12 protein-coding genes are annotated in these 19,554 nt (G+C 36.3%); 11 read left to right on the top strand and 1 reads right to left on the bottom strand.

Annotated elements, in window-relative coordinates; genetic code table 11:
- Nucleotides 1-6: 6 nt before the first annotated feature.
- Nucleotides 7-2,637: a glycoside hydrolase family 3 C-terminal domain-containing protein gene (locus tag AC6CH4_RS16010; RefSeq protein ID WP_498104668.1), complete on the bottom strand. Its 2,631-nt coding sequence runs from the start codon at nucleotides 2,635-2,637 to the stop codon at nucleotides 7-9.
- A gap of 252 nt (nucleotides 2,638-2,889) precedes the next feature.
- On the opposite strand from AC6CH4_RS16010, the gene AC6CH4_RS16005 reads away from it, so the two are divergent.
- From AC6CH4_RS16005 to xylA, 11 genes are all read left to right on the top strand, one after another.
- Nucleotides 2,890-3,939, top strand: coding sequence for a LacI family DNA-binding transcriptional regulator (locus AC6CH4_RS16005; protein WP_498104666.1), 1,050 nt, complete (start codon nucleotides 2,890-2,892; stop codon nucleotides 3,937-3,939).
- A 169-nt stretch (nucleotides 3,940-4,108) separates the two neighbouring features.
- Complete coding sequence (locus AC6CH4_RS16000) at nucleotides 4,109-6,271, top strand: alpha-glucuronidase family glycosyl hydrolase (protein WP_498104664.1); 2,163 nt, start codon at nucleotides 4,109-4,111, stop codon at nucleotides 6,269-6,271.
- An 18-nt stretch (nucleotides 6,272-6,289) separates the two neighbouring features.
- Nucleotides 6,290-7,027 (top strand): SDR family NAD(P)-dependent oxidoreductase, encoded by a 738-nt coding sequence (locus tag AC6CH4_RS15995; protein WP_498104662.1) that lies wholly within the window; start codon nucleotides 6,290-6,292, stop codon nucleotides 7,025-7,027.
- A gap of 303 nt (nucleotides 7,028-7,330) precedes the next feature.
- A complete protein-coding gene (uxuA, locus tag AC6CH4_RS15990; protein ID WP_498105030.1) occupies nucleotides 7,331-8,494 on the top strand; it encodes a mannonate dehydratase in 1,164 nt (387 codons plus the stop codon).
- 141 nt (nucleotides 8,495-8,635) lie between these two features.
- A complete protein-coding gene (locus AC6CH4_RS15985) occupies nucleotides 8,636-11,506 on the top strand; it encodes a glycosyl hydrolase 115 family protein (RefSeq protein WP_498104660.1) in 2,871 nt (956 codons plus the stop codon).
- Between the two features lie 67 nt (nucleotides 11,507-11,573).
- Nucleotides 11,574-12,710 (top strand): endo-1,4-beta-xylanase, encoded by a 1,137-nt coding sequence (locus AC6CH4_RS15980; protein WP_498104658.1) that lies wholly within the window; start codon nucleotides 11,574-11,576, stop codon nucleotides 12,708-12,710.
- 190 nt (nucleotides 12,711-12,900) lie between these two features.
- Complete coding sequence (locus AC6CH4_RS15975; protein ID WP_498104656.1) at nucleotides 12,901-14,334, top strand: MFS transporter; 1,434 nt, start codon at nucleotides 12,901-12,903, stop codon at nucleotides 14,332-14,334.
- A 34-nt stretch (nucleotides 14,335-14,368) separates the two neighbouring features.
- A complete protein-coding gene (locus tag AC6CH4_RS15970) occupies nucleotides 14,369-15,397 on the top strand; it encodes a glycoside hydrolase family 43 protein (protein WP_498104654.1) in 1,029 nt (342 codons plus the stop codon).
- Nucleotides 15,398-15,571: 174 nt separating this feature from the next.
- Complete coding sequence (locus tag AC6CH4_RS15965; protein WP_498104652.1) at nucleotides 15,572-16,582, top strand: GntR family transcriptional regulator; 1,011 nt, start codon at nucleotides 15,572-15,574, stop codon at nucleotides 16,580-16,582.
- A gap of 2 nt (nucleotides 16,583-16,584) precedes the next feature.
- Nucleotides 16,585-18,069 (top strand): xylulokinase, encoded by a 1,485-nt coding sequence (locus tag AC6CH4_RS15960; protein WP_498104650.1) that lies wholly within the window; start codon nucleotides 16,585-16,587, stop codon nucleotides 18,067-18,069.
- An 8-nt stretch (nucleotides 18,070-18,077) separates the two neighbouring features.
- Nucleotides 18,078-19,403 carry a xylose isomerase gene (gene xylA, locus AC6CH4_RS15955; RefSeq protein ID WP_498104648.1) on the top strand — a complete coding sequence of 442 codons (1,326 nt, stop codon included), beginning with the start codon at nucleotides 18,078-18,080 and terminating at the stop codon, nucleotides 19,401-19,403.
- Nucleotides 19,404-19,554: the final 151 nt, after the last annotated feature.

The following is a 19,554-nucleotide window of genomic DNA, read 5'->3' as shown; positions in this document are numbered from 1 at the left end:
TTTTATTTATTGAATCAAAATATTTTTAGCTAAAATGTTACTGTTCGATTTATTAGGTTCGTCCGGCTGATGACCGCCAATGGCAATTTTAACTTCGCCATTGTATTGCTGCGAAACACCTTCGGCAGTAATATGCGATAAATCATCGGGAGAAAGTGTAAAAGAAATAGTTTTGCTTTCGCCCGCTTTAAGGCTAATTCGTTCAAATCCTTTCAAAGTTTTCAAAGGAGCTTTTATAGCTGCATTTTGATTGATTACATACAATTGTGCTACTTCTTCACCGGCCATTTTACCAGTATTGGTGATGCGTACAGAAACGGAAATACTTTTTCCTTTCGCTATTTTTGCCGGCAGTTTTAAGTCGTCATATTTAAAAGTTGTATAACTCAAACCATACCCAAAACCATAAAGTGGCGTTCCCTCAAAATAACGATACGTTCTGTTGTCCATTTTATAATCGACAAATTCAGGTAAGTCCGAATCGCCTTTGTAAAAAGTAATCGGCAATCTTCCGGCCGGATTATAATCTCCAAAAAGAATATCGGCTACGGCTGTTCCTGCTGCTTGTCCGCCATACCACGCATTTACAATGGCAGAAACATTTTGAGCTTCCCACGGAATAGCGATTGCACTTCCGGTCATCATAACGAAAACAACTGGTTTTCCACTTGTTTTTAAAGCTTTCATTAAATCCGTTTGTACTGCTGGCAATAAAATTGAAGTACGGTCTCCGCCTTTAAAGCCCGGAAAATTTACTTTCATTTCTTCGCCTTCCAGTTGAGGTGAAATTCCGCCGGTGAAAACAAAGGCATCCACATCTTTTAAGCGATTAACAAGAGCCGTAAAATCGGTTTTTTTATAATTTCCTGCATTCAGGGCAACGTTGCCTTTTCCTTCTCCCTGCCAATATTCGACTACTAAATTATAAACGGTTCCCTTAGTTGTTTTTAATTCAAAAGTTTGTCCGCCCCATCTGTTTTTTGTCCATGCATTTAGTTCTTCTTTTCCGTTTACCAGAAAACGATAACCATCGTCTGCAGTCAGTTCAAAAGTAACACTTCCATTTTCAGCTGCCGTAAAGTTGGTGGTGTAACGGGCAGAAAAATTATTGGCTTTTATGTTTTGAACCACTGCCTGACCTTCCTGCCAAAAATGATTCAATTCTGTTTCTGTTCGTGTAATCTCCGGCTTCCCCGTAAGATCCTTGTTATTGAAATATTCTGCTTTAAAACCTTGTTTGCCTTCAAAAGCATATTGCTTTTTAAGATCGGCATACACTAATAAAGTATCATTTGTAAAGTTGATGGCCTGCTCATAAATAACTTCGGTATTGCTGCCTAATTTATCTTTAATACCTTGTAAAACCGTTGATAGTTTAGAAGGAGTTCCATTGTAATTTCCCAAAATAGAAATCGAATTGTCTGCATTAGGCCCCAGAACAGCAATCTTTTTTATTTTTTTGCTAAGAGGCAACGTATTGTTTTCGTTTTTAAGTAAAACCATCGATTGATGCGCCATTTTAAGCGCATGTTCCTGATGTGTCGGACTTTCTAGTACAGAAGCAGGAGTTTGAGCATATTTTACCATTTCAACCGGATCAAACATTCCTAATCGGAAACGGATCATGTAAAGACGTTTTACCGAAATATCAATTTGTGATTCTGGTATTTTTCCTGTTTTTACTGCTTCTACCAAAGCTTTATAGGCGTCTGTTCCGCAGTCAATATCAGTTCCGTGAAAAACCGCATCTGCAGAAGCAGAAGCTGCATCCGGATGTGTTTTATGATTTTTAAAAAAATCGTCAATAGCCCAGCAATCAGAAGTTACATAACCATCAAATTTCCATTGCTTGCGCAAAATATCCGTCATCAAAATATCGCTGGCACAACAAGGCTGCGTTCTGAAAGCATTGTATGCACACATTACGCCGGCAACCTTAGATTCTGTTACCAATTTTTGAAAAGCAGGCAAATAAGTATCCCAAAGTTCATAAGGAGTTACATCAACATCAAAAGTATGACGTAAAGGTTCAGGGCCACTGTGCACGGCATAATGTTTGGCACAGGCTGCTGCTTTTAAATATTTTGGATCATCTCCCTGAAGCCCTTTAACAAAGAAATCTCCTAAAACGGCAGTCAGAAACGGATCTTCTCCATACGTTTCCTGTCCGCGTCCCCAACGAGGATCGCGAAAAATATTAATATTGGGAGTCCAGTAGGTAAGTCCCAGATAACGTTCGTTGGTTCGGCCTAATTCAACCGCTTTATTGTAAATCGCCCTTCCTTCCAAAGCGGAATAATCGGCCATTTTAAAAAGCGAATTTTTATCAAAAGTAGCCGCCATAGCAATAGCCTGTGGATATACAGTGGTTTTAAAAGGAGTTCTCGCAACACCATGAAGTGTTTCATTCCACCAGTCGTAGGCTGGAATTTCCAATCTCGGAATTGCCGGTGAGGAATTCAGCATTTGTGACACTTTTTCTTCCAGAGTCAGACGGCTTACAAGATCATTTACCCTTGCTTCAAAACTTAAAGAGGTATTTTGAAATTGGAATTTTTCTTTTTTAAGCTGTGCATTAGAAGAAATGGCAAGAAAAGAAAATAGGATGATTTGATAAAGTGCGATTGATTTTTTCATAGGATATCTTTTTTAATCCATTTCCCATAATTTTTAAAGCCTATTCATACTGCTTAAAAGTTATCGACAATGGAGTGTTTTTTTTTGTAGAACTTTATTGCAACCGATTGTGTAAAGAAAGAAAAAATAATTTAATTTTACTGAAATTTTTTTAGGAATTTATTTCTCGAAAATAATAGAAATATAAAATCAGTCTCATTTTTAGTATTGATTTAAAATGTAAAATACCCATTATTTTTTGATAAAATTTTTATGGAAGAAAGTAGAGATGTTACCATTTATGATATTGCGCAACGAATGAATCTGGCGACTTCGACGATTTCACGTGCCTTAAAAGATCATCATACTATAAGTGATAAAACCATAAAAAAAGTAAAAAAAGTGGCTGAAGAAATGGGTTTTCGTCCCAATATTTTAGCAGCTGGTTTACGTGGTAATTCGACCCGTATAATTGGAGTTCTGGTGACCCGAATCAACAGGCCTTTTATTTCATCGCTTATTAGCGGTATTGAAGAGGTCGCACAAAAGGCAGGTTACAGCGTTATGATTACCCAAAGCCATGATTCTTATGAAGATGAGGTCAATTTATCAAAAGCACTTTACGACAGCCGCGTTTGTGGTTTGATTTGTTCCCTGGCAATGGCAACACGCGATACTGGTCATTTTCAGAAATTTATAGATAAAAACATTCCTTTGGTATTTGTTGACAGGGTACCTAAAGATTTTAGCACCTATCGTGTTATGATCGACAATTATTCTGCAGGTTATAAAGCGACAAAACATTTGATCGAACAAGGCTGTACCAGAATAGCGCACATTACAGGTTCGCAGCACAGAAATACCTACAGTGAACGAAAAAGAGGTTATATTGATGCTTTGTTAGAAGCTGATCTCGTTGTAGATGAGAGTCTTATAACAGAAACCAATTTATCTTTTGAAGAAGGCGAAGCTGTAGCTAATACTTTATTTGACTTACCAAATCCGCCTGATGGCATTTTTGCATCAAATGATACTGCTGCAGTCGGTGCTATTCAGGTAGCAAAAAGAAGAGGCCTTAAAATTCCGCAGGATATTGCAATTATTGGTTTCAATGATGATCCAATCGCATCTATTATTGATCCGGGATTGACCACTATTTCGCATCCTGCTGTAAAGATGGGACAGACATCGGCCAAGAAAATATTAAACCATTTAAAGACGGCTAAAAAGAGTCCCGACGGTCCTAAAAAAGATAGTATTACAGAAGTTACTTTTTTAAATACACAAGTTTTAGTTCGTGCTTCTTCCAACAGAGGTAAATAATTTCTACTACCATCATTGATAATTTCGGATCAGTCCTTTCCTTTTTTTAACAAAAGAATTGTTGTTGTGTGAAAAATTTTGCAGTAAAATTTTTTTCTTAAAACACAATGCTATATTTTTACGCAACCGATTGCAGGTTTTGAAAATTAATCCCAAAAAAAAACAGCTAATGCGTTATCCAAAGAAACATTTGTTTATACTTCCTATTTTTCTGCTTTTATTTTCCTTTAAAACAATGGCGCAAAAAGATTATAAATTATGGCTTCAATATGATAAGAAAACGAATACCGAATTGGTGTCAAAATACCTTTCTGATAGTAATGGAATCGTTTCTTTAGGAAATTCAGAAACGTCAAGAATTGCTTCAAAAGAATTAGAAGCCGGATTAAACGAAATGTTCGGAAAAACAATCTCTGTCCAATCAAAAATTGAAGGCGACAAAAATATTATTATTGGATCTAAGGAAGTATTAAGTTCAGATATTCAAAAAGAAATTGGAAGTTTTGACCCGATTAGTGAAGAAGGTTTTATTATTAAATCAATTTCATTAAAAGGTAAAAATCAAATTATCATTACGGGTAAAAAAGATATTGGCGTTTTGTATGGCGTTTATAGTTTTCTAAGATTGGTGCAGACGAATAAATCCATCAAAAACCTAAATATTGTTGATGCTCCAAAAACAAATATCCGAATCTTAAATCACTGGGATAATTTAGACCGGACTGTTGAACGTGGTTACGCTGGTTTTTCTTTATGGAATTGGCAAAAACTTCCTGATTTTATTGATCAGCGTTATATCGATTATGCAAGAGCAAATGCATCAATCGGAATTAACGGAACGGTTTTGACCAATGTTAATGCAAATGCTTTAATCTTAACGCCTCAATATTTGGAAAAAGTGGAAGCGTTAGCAAACGTATTCAGACCCTACGGAATAAAGGTATATCTAACAGCCCGTTTTTCGGCACCAATTGAAATTGGCGGTTTAAAAACAGCCGATCCAAAAGATGCGGATGTGGCGAATTGGTGGAAAAATAAAGCCAAAGAAATTTATAAAAGAATTCCCGATTTTGGAGGGTTTCTGGTAAAAGCAAACTCTGAAGGGCAACCGGGTCCACAGAACTACGGAAGAGATCATGTGGACGGAGCTAATATGTTAGCTGATGCCGTGGCACCTTTTGGAGGGGTCATTATGTGGCGCGCTTTTGTGTACTCAGAACACGATGCCAATGACAGAGCCAAACAAGCGTATGCCGAATTTGTGCTGTACGATGGAAAATTTAAAGACAATGTAATTGTTCAGGTAAAAAATGGAGCGATCGATTTTCAGCCTCGTGAGCCTTTTCATCCCATGTTTGGTGCCATGCCCAAAACGCCCTTAATGATGGAGTTTCAAATTACTCAGGAATATTTAGGTTTTAGTACCCATTTGGTTTTTCTGCCGAAACTATTTCAGGAAGTTTTAGAATCCGATACCTGGCAAAAAGGAAAAGGTACTACCGTTGCAAAAGTGATCGACGGTTCTATAACGAAAACAAAACTGACCGGAATTGCCGGAGTTTCCAATATCGGAAATGATTTAAACTGGACCGGACACCCTTTTGCGCAGGCAAATTGGTACGGCTTCGGGAGATTGGCGTGGAATCCCAATTTAGATTCAGAAGTGATTGCCGATGAATGGTTGAGATCTACCTTCTCTAATGATGAAAACTTCATTAAGCCAGTAAAAGAAATGCTTTTGGATTCCCGTGAAGCAGTTGTTAATTATATGACGCCTCTTGGTTTACATCATATTATGGATACCGGCCACCATTACGGTCCGGGACCATGGGTCTCCAATTTATCACGACCAGAATGGAATCCGGTATATTACCATAAAGCCGATAAAAACGGAATTGGTTTTGACCGTTCTAAAACCGGTACCAATGCCACAGCGCAATATGCTCCTGAAGTGGAGAAAATTTTTGATAATCTGGAAACCTGTCCGGAAAAAGATTTGTTATGGTTTCATCATGTTGCCTGGGATTATAAATTGAAAAACGGTCAGACGCTTTGGAATGGTTTAGCGTTAAAATACCAGGAAGGCGTGAATCAGGTGAAAAACATGCAGAACGTTTGGAATAAAACCGAGAAATTTGTGGATGCAGAGCGTTTCAAAGAAGTACAAATGTTATTAGAAATTCAGTATAAAGAAGCAAAATGGTGGCGAGATGCGTGTTTGCTTTATTTCCAACAATATTCAGGTAAAGAATTGCCAACTGGAGTAGAGAAACCAACGCAGTCTTTAGATTATTTTCAATCCTTAAAATTCCCATTTGCACCGGGAAATTAAATATTCAAATTAAAAAATATGAGCACAAAAACAGCAATTGTAACCGGAGGAAATTCGGGTTTGGGTTTTGCAACAGCAAAGAAATTATGTGATAACGGAATCAAAACCTATATAATTGGAAGATCAAAAGAGAAAACAGAAGACGCGTGTAAAGAAATAGGACCTAATGCAATTCCGGTGATTTACGATCTAAATGATCTGGCGGGAATTCCGGCCATGATTGAAAATATAACAAAAGAAAATCCGATTGATATTTTGGTAAACAACGCCGGAATTAATCTTAAAAAAGAGTTTTTGGATGTAACCGATGAGGATTTTTTATCAGTAATCCATACTAACCTTTTAAGTGTTTTTGCGGTTAGCAAAGCGGTTGTAAAAAACATGAAAGAAAAGGGGACAGGAAGCATTATCAACATCAGTTCGATGGCATCACAATATGGTATTCCGAAAGTAATAGCATACTCAGCAAGTAAAGGAGCAATCGAATCGATGACCAGAGCAATGGCGGTAGAATTGGCTCCCTTTGGTGTTCGTGTAAACTGTATCGCTCCGGGATTTATCAAAACAAAAATGTCTTCTACGGCGCTTGATAACGATCCGGAAAGAAAAAATAAGGTACTCGGAAGAACGCCAATGGGATTTTTGGGAGAACCATCAGACATTGCAGATGCCGTTTATTATTTTGCTCTAAGCGAATCAAAATATACAACCGGAACCGTTTTGCCAGTTGATGGCGGAAACAGTATTGGGTTTTAAAAAATATATTTTAAACACATAGAAACATAGATTGGTTTGGCGGTAAAGGCGTTTCACTAGTTTTGAAAACACATAGGCTGTGAGTTGAAATCTAGATTTTTAAGTGAAAGCAATATTTCTGTGTTTAAAATTTTATTCGGATAATATATAAAGACATTGAGTTCTTTAAAAGGCACACAAGCCCACATAGCCTGCTAGGTGTTTTTAAACAAATGAAATGCCTTTTTTCAACACAATGTTAAGCTATGTTTTTATGTGTTTAAAAATCAAGGTGTTAAAAATAAAGTTAGTATTATGATAAAAATGCAACAAACCATGCGTTGGTTTGGCCCTCAGGATGGTGTGACGTTAGTAGATATCAGACAGGCTGGCGCAACTGGAATCGTAACAGCTTTGCACCAAATTCCTGTTGGAGAGATCTGGTCAATTGAGGCTATTAAAGAAAGACAGCAAATCATTAAAGAAGCCGGATTAGAATGGTCTGTTGTCGAAAGTCTGCCGGTGCACGAAGAAATAAAACGTGCCTCAGGAAATTATCTGCAATACATCGAAAATTATAAAATCAGTTTAAAAAATCTGGCGGATTGCGGACTTAAAATTATCACGTATAATTTTATGCCGATATTGGACTGGGTACGTACAGAACATAATTTTATCAACGAAGATGGAAGTAAAGCGTTGTTATATAATCAGCTGGCGTTTACTTATTTTGATGTGTTTTTGCTGAAAAGACCCAATGCTGAAAATGATTACTCGGCGGAAGAAAAAGCAAAGGCACTGGAATTCGGAAATAAACTTTCTGAAGACGAGAAAGCTTTACTTTTTAAAAATGTTTTACTAGGATTGCCGGGCAGTAAAATCAATTTTACGGCTGAACAAATTCTTTCGCTTTTAGATAATTACGCTCAAATTGATAATAATAAACTAAGGGAAAATCTGATTTACTTTTTATCAGAAGTAACTCCGGTTGCAGATGAATGTGGTTCAAAATTAGCGATTCATCCAGACGATCCACCGTTTTCGGTTTTAGGTTTACCCCGAATTGTTTCAACAGAAAAAGATATCAAAGCGATTTTCGAAGCCGTTCCTTCCAATGCAAACGGACTTTGTTATTGTACAGGTTCTTTGGGAGCAGATCCAAAAAATAATCTGGAGAAAATTATAGATGATTTCGGGGATAGAATTCACTTTTTACACCTTCGAAATACCATCCGCGAAAGCGAAAACATCTTTAGGGAATCAGAACATTTAAACGGTGATTCAAAAATGGAAGTCATTGTTGAAAAGCTTCTTTTATTAATGAATAAAAGAAAAGTGAGTTTACCCATGCGTCCGGATCACGGCTTTTTGCATGCGGTGGATGAAAAAACAGAAACGTATCCTGGGTACTCTTTAGTAGGTAGATTGAAAGGTTTGGCTGAATTAAGAGGACTGGAAATGGGAATTGCTTATAAACTGAATTTATAATCTAAATATCCTAACAGGTTTTAAAAACCTGTTAGGTATCAGATGAAGCTAAGTTTGTATGCGCATTTTTTTGATCCCTTGTTCCTCGGGATGACAAGATTGTCTTCAAAACTGTTAGAATTAATATCAATAAAAAATATCATGCGTTTACTAAAATCTCCACTACTGCCAATAATCCTACTGCTTTTTCTCTTCGGAATCAGCACAAAATCGTATGCTATAAACGGAGAAAAATATATAGTAAACAAAGCTTCGTCTGAAACTTTCCCTTTGGCATCAAAAGGAAATGTTGCCTCTATCTTAATAAGCAAAAATGATTTTCCAGGAGTTTTAAAAGTTAAAGAACATTTAGAAAATGATCTTTTTAAAGTCACCAATATTCATCCAAAACAAATCAATACAATTTCAGAAGCAACTGAATATGTAGTTATTATTGGGACAATTGGAAAAAGTGAAATCATAGATCAATTGGTGCGTGACGGAAAAATTGATACCGGTCAACTAAAAGGAAAATGGGAAAAATTCACCACTCAAATTGTCGATAATCCATCAAAAGGAATTAAAAAAGCATTGGTTATTGCAGGTTCAGATAAAAGAGGAACGATCTACGGAATGTATGATTTGTCGAATCAGATTGGCATTTCTCCCTGGTATTTCTGGGCTGACGTTCCGGTGAAAAAACAATCAGAATTACATGTTTTACCCGGAATTCATTCTAATGGAGAACCAAAAGTAAAATACCGTGGAATTTTCATCAACGATGAAGCTCCGGCATTATCATGCTGGGCGTTTGAGAACTATGGCGGATTTAATGCGAAGTTCTACGACAAGGTTTTTGAATTGATTTTGAGAATGAAAGGCAATTATTTGTGGCCTTCGATGTGGGGAAGAATGTTTTATGTGGATGATCCTCAGAATGCTGTTTTGGCTGATGAATACGGAATCGTAATGGGAACTTCGCATCACGAACCGTTGACAAGAGCACACGCGGAATGGGCAAAATTAGGCAAAGGAAAATGGGATTTTAGTACCAATTCTGAAAATCTGATTTCGTTTTGGAAAGACGGAATGAAAAGAATGGGCAATACAGAAACGATTGTAACGGTGGGAATGCGTGGCGATGGAGATGAACCGATGACGCAGGGAACGGCAATTGATTTATTAGAAAATATCGTAAAAATCCAACGAGAAATCATAAAAGAAACCACTAAAAAACCAATTGAAGAAACGCCACAAATGTGGGCGCTTTACAAAGAAGTTCAGGATTATTACGACAAAGGAATGCGTGTTCCCGATGATATAACACTTTTATTGTGCGATGACAATTGGGGAAATATCAGGAAGTTACCGGAACTAAACGCCAAACCAAGAAAAGGCGGTTACGGTATTTATTACCATTTTGACTATGTAGGCGGTCCGCGAAATTACAAATGGATCAACACCAATCAAATTGAGCGTACCTGGGAACAAATGGATTTGGCGTACCAACACGGTGTCGATAAAATTTGGATTGTCAATGTGGGAGATATTAAGCCAATGGAGTTTCCAACGGAGTTTTTCCTTGACATGGCCTGGAATCCAGAAAAATGGAACGCAGGGAATTTAGATCAATATTACACAAAATGGGCGAAAGAAAATTTCGATGACCAGCACACAGAAGAAATCGCTCAAATCATAAAATTGTACACTAAATACAATTCCAGAAGAAAACCGGAATTGCTCAATGACAAAACGTATAGTATTACGAATTACAACGAAGCAGAAACCGTTTTAGCCGATTATAAAAAATTGGTTGATAAAGCGAATTCGATTAATGAAAAAATAAAACCGGAGTACAAGGATGCTTTTTATCAGTTGATTTTGTTTCCTGTTTTGGCAAGTGCGAATTTGAATGAATTGTATGTTGCAACCGCTAAAAATAAGCTTTACGCCAATCAGGGAAGGGCATCTGCAAATACGTATGCGAAACAGGTAAAAGAATTATTTCAAAAAGACAGTTTGCTGACAAATTACTATCATACCAAACTGGCAAATGGCAAGTGGAATCATATGATGGCGCAAACCCACATTGGATATACTTCGTGGCAGGAACCAAAAAACAATGTTATTCCGGAAACAAAAACTATTGAATTACCAAATAAATCTGAAGCCGGAATTGCAATTGAAGGTTCTGAAAATTGGTGGCCAAATAGTAAATCTGAAATTGTTTTACCAACTTTCAATTCAGCTGAAAACCAATCTTATTTTGTAGACATCTTCAACAGGGGAACTGTTCCTTTTGACTTCAAAATAACGTCTAAAGAGAACTGGATTAAAATCTCAAAAGTAAAAGGAAAAATTAATTCCGAAGAAAGAGTATTAGTTTCTATTGATTGGGAGAAAGCCCCGAAAAACGATGCCAAAAGTCAGTTTACAATTGTAGCCAATAATCAAAATTTCACGATAATTGTCAATACTAAAAATCTTGATTTAAACGGAAGCAAAGGTTTTGTTGAAAGCAATGGATTTGTATCGATTGAAGCTTCAAATTATGCTAAAGCAATTAATGCAGATGTCAAGTGGACTGTAATCCCGAATATTGGAAAAACCGACTCAGGAGTTACTTTAAAACCTTCTAATGTTAAGCCAATTGAAATTTCTGAGAAATCACCACGATTAGAATATGAGGTGTATTTACAGAGCAAAGGAGAAGTAAAAGTGCACGCTTATTTTTCGCCGACTATTAATTTTACAGTTCGTGATGGTTTGAAATACGGAATTGGTTTCGATGAAGACCTTCCACAAATAATGAACCTGAACGCAGACAGTTCGGATAAAAACTGGAATATGTCGGTTGCCAACAATATTAAAATTATTACCTCTTCACATAGTATTATAAATGCCGGAAATCATACTTTAAAATTTTACGGAATTGATCCCGCTTTAGTGCTTCAGAAGATTGTAATTGAGACAGCGTCAGGTGAAATGGTAAAAACCTATTTAGGACCACCGGAAAGTTTTCAAAAGAAATGATACAGACCAGACCTAACAGAAAGCAATGTATATTTAAAAATTAACTATCAACCACTAAAATATAAATATGAAATTAATTAAACCCTGTTTACTGGCAATAACCACTTTGCTGTTTGTAAATTGTACAGCACAAAAAAAGGTCAGTTCTCTGAAAGACGCTTATAAAAAAGATTTTTATATTGGAACGGCTTTGAGTGCCAGTCAAATTGAAGAAAAAGATGCTAAAGTAGATGCATTAATTCGCAAAGAATATAATGCGATTACGGCAGAAAATCTCATGAAGTCGATGTTTGTACATCCACAAAAAGACAAATACGACTTTGCCATGTCTGATAAATTTGTGTCCTATGGTGAAAAAAATAAAATGTTTATTCACGGTCATACTTTGATATGGCACAGTCAGTTAGCGCCGTGGATGCAGAAAATCAAAGACAGCACAGAAATGAAAGCTTTCATGAAAGATCATATTACGACAATTGTTTCGAAATATAAAGGACGAATTGGTTCCTGGGACGTTGTCAACGAAGCTTTAAATGAAGACGGAACATTGAGAAAATCTGTTTTTTTGAGTACACTTGGTGAACAATACCTTACTGACGCTTTTAAACTGGCAGCAGCAGCTGATCCAAAGGTCGACTTGTATTACAATGATTATAATAATGAAGCCCCAGCTAAAAGACAAGGTACAATTGATTTAATCAAAAAAGTAAAAGCAGGCGGCGGTAAAGTAGATGGTGTTGGTATTCAGGCGCATTGGCGATTGGAAAGTCCTTCTTTACAGGAAATTGAAGAAAGTATTTTGGCTTATTCTGCCTTAGGTCTGAAAGTAGCTTTTACCGAATTAGACATAACAGTATTACCAAATCCTTGGGATTTGCAGGGTGCTGATGTAAATCAGAATTTTGAAGGAAGTGCTAAAATGAATCCGTACCCGGATAAACTTCCGGATGCAGTTCAGACACAGCTCGCACAACGTTATGAGGATATCTTTAAATTATTTCTCAAACACAAAGACAAAATCAGCCGTGTCACTTTTTGGGGTGTGCATGACGGACAATCATGGTTAAATGACTGGCCTATAAAGGGTCGTACCAATTATCCTCTATTATTCGATACACAGCTTCAGCCAAAAAAAGCGTATGATAGTTTAATGAAATTAAAGAATTACAAGAATACCAGTATTGGCAAGGCTTTGAAGAATTAGGACATCAGGTCGTTTCTAAAAAAAAAGGTAATAAAGCAAAGTAAATTTGGACGGTATGTTTTTTTTGCTAATTTTACACAACCGATTGCTTAATGAAAAGCCTTTTGAAATCAGTACAAGAGCTAATAAAATAATCCGATTTTAATGAAATTGGATTATAAAACTAACCCAAAATAACCACAAAAGAAGAATGAATTTTAATACTCAAAAACTATCCATAAAAGAAAAAATTGGATACAGCTTAGGCGACCTTGCAGCCAATTTGGTTTTTCAGACCCTGATGACTTATCTGGCTTATTTTTATACCGATATTTACGGATTATCGCCTACAGATTCTTCTATTATTATGTTGGTTGTTGGTTTGATTGCGGCTTTTATATTTAATCCAATTATTGGCGTTCTGGCAGACAGAACCAGTACAAAATGGGGAAAATTCAGACCCTGGATATTATGGACAGCAGTGCCGTTGGGCGTAATTGCTTTGTTGGCTTTTACAACTCCTAATTTCGCTTATCATGGTAAAGTAATTTACGCTGTTGTAACGTATACTTTTTTGCTTTTGTTTTATGCGAGTAACAATTTACCTTATTCGGCTTTAAGTGGTGTCATTACAGGCGATATGGGCGAGCGCAATAGCTTGTCTTCGTATCGTTTTGTTGCGGTAATGTTTGCACAGTTTTTTGTGCAGGTATTTATGCTCGGAATTATAAAAAGTGCCGGAAATGGTGATAAGGCAATTGGTATCGAAAAAGTTATGACCGTTTTGGCAATTATTGGAACAATCATGCTTTTGATTACTTTTTTTACGACAAAAGAACGTATCGTTCCAAAACCGGAACAAAAGTCAAGTATCAAGGAAGATTTAAGTGACTTAGTAAAAAACAAACCATGGGTAATCATGCTTGTTTTAACTACTTTGGTTTTTGTTACTTTGGCAATGAAAGGTGGTGCGTATGTATATTATTTTGAAAATTATGTAGACAAACAACAACTGGCTATTTTCATTCAGCCTATTCTCGACGGTTTAGCCGGAATTGGACTGAATCAATTTGGGAATGATCCTATTGCGGCAGGTTTTGGTTTGTTTAACGCCGGTGGAATTATTTTCATGATCGTCGGAATCACTTTATCAAAAGGGCTGGCAGATAAATATGGTAAACGAAATATTTTTGGTTCCTTTTTATTTGTATCGACCTTATTTATTTTGGCTTTCTATTTCTTCTCTTCAAAATCAATCAGCCTGATTTTTTTCTCACAAATCCTGCACGGATTCTTTTACGGAATCACAATCCCGATTCTTTGGGCGATGATCGCAGACGTTGCCGATTATTCAGAATGGCTGAATAATCGTCGTGCCACTGCCATTATATTTTCGGCTATGATGGTGGGTTTAAAAGCCGGTTTGAGTATTGGAGGAGCTTTAACAACTTCATTGTTAGGACATTTTGATTATGTTCCGAATTCATTAACCCAATCTGATATTGCGATTAACGGAATAAAACTGCTGGTGAGCGTTTTTCCTGCGATTCCTTTTCTGATTGGTGTTGCCTTATTGTTTTTCTATAAAATAGATAAGAAAATGGAAATCCAGATCGAATCGGATTTAAAAGAAAGAAGAGCCTAGCTTATTTAAAAATTAAAAAAAAACTTAAAAAAAAATGCCTGAAGATAGTATTGAAAATATTGACTTTTTAGAGTTAGATAAACGAGCAATCTCGAATCCATTAGTAAATCATATGTATACTGCTGATCCATCAGCACACGTTTTTAATGGAAAAATATACATTTATCCGTCACACGATATTGATGCCGGTATTCCTTTTAACGATAACGGAGATCATTTCGGAATGGAGGATTATCATGTTATTTCGATGGAAAACGTAAATGCAGAAGCGGTAGACAATGGACTTGCTTTGCATGTCAATGATGTGCCATGGGCAGAGCGACAAATGTGGGCACCGGATGCAGCATGCAAAAACGGAAAATACTATTTGTACTTTCCGGCGAAACGTGCCAACGGAATTTTCCAGATTGGAGTAGCGATCAGTGATTCGCCAACAGGTCCTTTTATACCGGAACCGGAAGCAATCAAAGGAAGTTATACTATTGATCCTGCCGTTTTTGAAGACAAAGACGGAAAATATTATATGTATTTTGGGGGTATTTGGGGAGGTCAGCTTCAAAAGTACCGAAACAATAAATATGATGAAGCAAATGAAGAGCCGTCTTCAAATGAACCTGCATTAGGGCCGATTGTGGCTTTATTGTCGGATGACATGAAAGAGTTTGCTGAAGAGCCAAAAGAAATTAAAATTCTGGATGAGAATGGAGAAGTTTTGTTAGCAGGCGATAATGACCGTCGCTTTTTTGAAGCTTCCTGGGTTCACAAATATGATGGTAAATATTATTTTTCTTATTCAACAGGAGATACTCATTTTATTTGTTATGCAATAGGAGATAGCCCTTACGGACCATTTACCTATAAAGGCAGAATCCTTAATCCGGTAATTGGATGGACTTCGCACCATTCTATTTGTGAGATTGAAAACGAATGGTATTTGTTTTATCATGATTCAAGTTTGTCTAAAGGAGTTACACATTTAAGATCAATAAAAGTCACCAAAATTGAATACAATGCTGATGGTTCGATTGTTACGATTGATCCTTATGATAAAAAAGAAAAATAAACATTAAAAAAATTTCAAAAAAACCACAACCGGTTGCTCCTTAAATTTTTTGATTAAATCACCAATAAAAGCATCAAAATCGGATTTATAGAAAAATAACAATTTCTGTGTAAAAATATTTTTTTTATAAAATCCGATTAGCTACTTTAGCAGACCAGAACAGAACGGAACAGTATGTTAAACGAAGCGCAGGAAAAATTTGTATTTGTAATCAATCACGACAGTGATATTCCGAAATACCAGCAGTTGGTCAACGGAATAAATAATGCCATTGCAGAGAATATTCTGCAAAAAGGAGATTTGCTTCCGTCTGTAAATGCGATTTGTAAAGAAAATCAGTTGTCGAGAGATACTGTTTTTAAAGCGTATTCGATTTTAAAAGAGCAGAATGTAATTGATTCTGTTCCGAATAAAGGCTATTACGTTTCAGGTGAAACCAGAAAAGTACTTTTGGTATTAGATACTTTCAAGGCATATAAAGAGGTTTTGTATCACTCGTTTGTAAACAATTTACCGGACAATGTAATTACCGATGTACAGTTTCATCATTATAATATTGATGTTTTTAAAACAATCATCAATAACAGCGTTGGTAAATATTACAAATATGTAGTAATGAATTTTGATGATAGGGAAGTAGCGCCAACATTATCGGCAATTTCGAATGATAAATTGCTTTTGATTGATTGGAATATACATTCAAAAAAAGAGAATAATTATATTTTTCAGGATTTCGGAAAATCATTTTATAACGCACTGAAGGAAGCTGTTGATTTGTTTAAAAAGTATAAAAGCATTCATTTTATTTATCCCGATTATACGAATCATCCAAAAGAAACAGCAGTGTTTTTTAAGAAATTTTGTACCGATTTTAATTTTAAAAATGAAATTATTACCGATGCAAAAAAGTTCAATATTGAAAAAGGAATTGCTTACATCAGTATCAGTGATAGGATTTTAGGGCATTTTTTAGAGCAATGTAAGGAGAAGGATTTAGAACCCGGAGAAGATGTTGGCTTTTTGTCTTATAATGAAACGCCAATGAAGAAATTTATATACAAGGGAATTTCAGTTGTTTCGACTGATTTTAAGGAACTAGGAACAAAAGCTGCGGCATTTATCACGCATGATGAAGTTATGCAGTGTTATATACCAACAAATTTAATTTTAAGAGAATCATTATAGTTATGTATTATATAGGATATGATATTGGAAGCTCGTCTGTAAAAGTGGCTATCGTAGAGGCTGAAACAGGCAAAAAAATAATTGTTTTGAATGAGCCGCAAAACGAAATGGAAATTGTGTCTTTGCACTCCGATTGGGCAGAACAAGATCCTGAAATGTGGTGGGAACATATTTGTACCGCTACCAAAAGAGCTATTCGTGAAGCTAATATAGATGCCTCTAAAATTCAGGGCGTTGGTATCTCCTATCAGATGCACGGATTGGTTATTGTGGATAAGGAATGCAACCCTTTGCGTAACTCTATTATCTGGTGCGACAGCCGAGCGGTGGAAATTGGAAATAAGGCTTACGCCGAAATCGGGGCAGAAAAATGTTCAGAACATTTATTGAATTCTCCGGGAAATTTCACGGCTTCAAAATTAAAATGGGTGAAAGAAAATGAACCTGAAATCTATAGTAAGGTTTATAAATATATGTTGCCGGGCGATTATATTGCTTACAAACTGACCGGAAAAGTAACCACGACAAAAAATGGTTTGTCTGAAGGAATGCTTTGGGATTATAAAGAAAACAAAGTGGCTAATTGGTTATTAGATTATTACGGAATCGATCAGTCACTGACTCCGGATATCGTTGAAAATTTTACCAATCAGGGAACCTTAAACGAAAAAGCTTCAAAAGAAGCAGGACTTCCTGTTGGAATTCCGGTGGTTTACAGAGCAGGAGATCAGCCGAATAATGCCTTGGCATTAAATGTTTTAAATCCGGGTGAAGTAGCGGCTACAGGAGGAACTTCGGGAGTTTTTTATGCTGTAAGCGAAATGGCTACGGGAAATAAAACAAACAGAGTTAACAATTTTGTGCACGTTAATTACGAAGTAGAAACACCCCGAATTGGTAAATTATTGAACATAAATGGTGCCGGAATTCAGTATCGCTGGCTGCGCAATAATATGGGAGATGAAACTTACGAATCGATGAACCGAAAAGCTTCTAAAATCGCGATTGGTTCTGATGGCGTTGTCGTAATTCCGTTTGGAAATGGTGCCGAGCGTATGTTCAACAACAAAAACATCGGAACGCACTTTTTAAATCTGAATTTAAATATTCACAATAGCGCGCATTTATTCAGAGCTTCTCTGGAAGGAATTGCATTTTCATTTGTATATGGAATGGAATGTCTAAAAGACGATAATGCTACCATTAATGTGATCAGAGCCGGAAATGACAATTTATTCCGTTCAGAGATTTTCTCTAATACCGTTGCTACCTTAATTGGTCACGAAATCGAAATTTACAATACAACGGGAGCAGTTGGGGCAGCAAGAGCAGTGGGTTTAAAAGATGGTGATTACAATAAATTTGGTTCAAGTATTACAACTAACGATCACGTAATGACTTTTTTACCGTTGAAAAATAAAGAACCATATGAAAAGGCGTATCAAAAATGGAAACAAGAATTAGAATTAATATTAACAAATAAATAAAAGAACAAATGATAGTTTTAGGAAATAAAGAATACTACAAAGGTATAGGTCAAATTAAATTTGAGGGAAAGGAATCAGATAATCCGTTGGCATTTAAATATTACAATCCAGACCAGATTGTAGCCGGAAAAACAATGCGTGAGCATTTTAGATTTGCGATTGCTTACTGGCATACTTTCTGCGGACAAGGAAGCGATCCATTCGGACCAGGAACACAACATTTTCCTTGGGATCAGCCTACAGATGCTATCGCTGCCGCAAAAGAAAAAGCAGATGCAGCATTCGAATTCATTACCAAAATGGGATTTGACTATTACTGTTTTCACGATTATGACTTGGTTAATGAAGGAGCTACTTTCGCAGAATCAGAAAGCAGATTGGCTACCATTACAGAATATTTGAAAGAAAAACAAGCCGCTTCCGGAGTGAAATTACTTTGGGGAACTGCAAACTGTTTTTCTAATCCAAGATATATGAACGGTGCCGCTACTAATCCAGATTTTAATGTATTGGCAAGAGCTGGAGGTCAAATAAAATTGGCATTGGATGCTACCATTGCTTTAGGAGGAGAAAATTATGTTTTTTGGGGAGGTCGTGAAGGTTATATGACTTTGTTGAACACCGATATGGGAAGAGAATTGGATCATATGGGACAATTCCTGGCTCAGGCAAGAGATTATGCGAGAGCACAAGGATTCAAAGGAAATTTCTTCATTGAGCCAAAACCTATGGAGCCAATGAAACACCAATATGATTTTGACTCAGCTACAGCTATCGGATTTTTGCATAAATACGGCTTAGAGAAAGATTTCAAGATGAACATCGAGGTGAATCACGCTACATTAGCGCAACACACTTTTCAACACGAAATGGAAGTAGCTGCCAAAGCTGGAATGTTAGGAAGTTTAGATGCCAATAGAGGTGATTACCAAAACGGATGGGATACGGATCAATTCCCAAATAACATCCAGGAAGTTACAGAAGCAATGTTGGTTTTCTTAAAAGCAGGTGGACTACAAGGTGGAGGCGTTAATTTTGATGCCAAAATTAGAAGAAACTCTACTGATATGGAAGATGTATTCTTAGCTCACATTGGTGGAGCCGATACTTTTGCAAGAGCATTATTGACTGCTGATAAAATTATAACATCATCTCCTTATGATAAATTAAGAACACAACGTTATAGTTCTTTTGATTCTGGAAACGGAAAAGCTTTTGAAGAAGGAAAATTAAGTTTGACTGATTTGTATAAAATTGCCCAGGAAAATGGGGAATTAAATTTACAAAGTGGCAAACAAGAATTGTTCGAAAATATCATCAATCAGTATATTTAATTGATTGAAGAAAGAAAAATAATTTTCGGTTTTAATGAACCGAAATCAAGATTGTTTTTTTGTAGTTTTTTATCTCTGGCAACTATTTAGGTTAGTGTATTTGTCAGGGGAATGAATTGAATTATTTAGTAATTTATGGCCGTTGGATTGA

This window comes from Flavobacterium sp. GQ95 (assembly GCF_059758655.1).
Note: the sequence above shows the minus strand (reverse complement) of the source record. Positions and strands in the feature narration are given on the sequence as shown.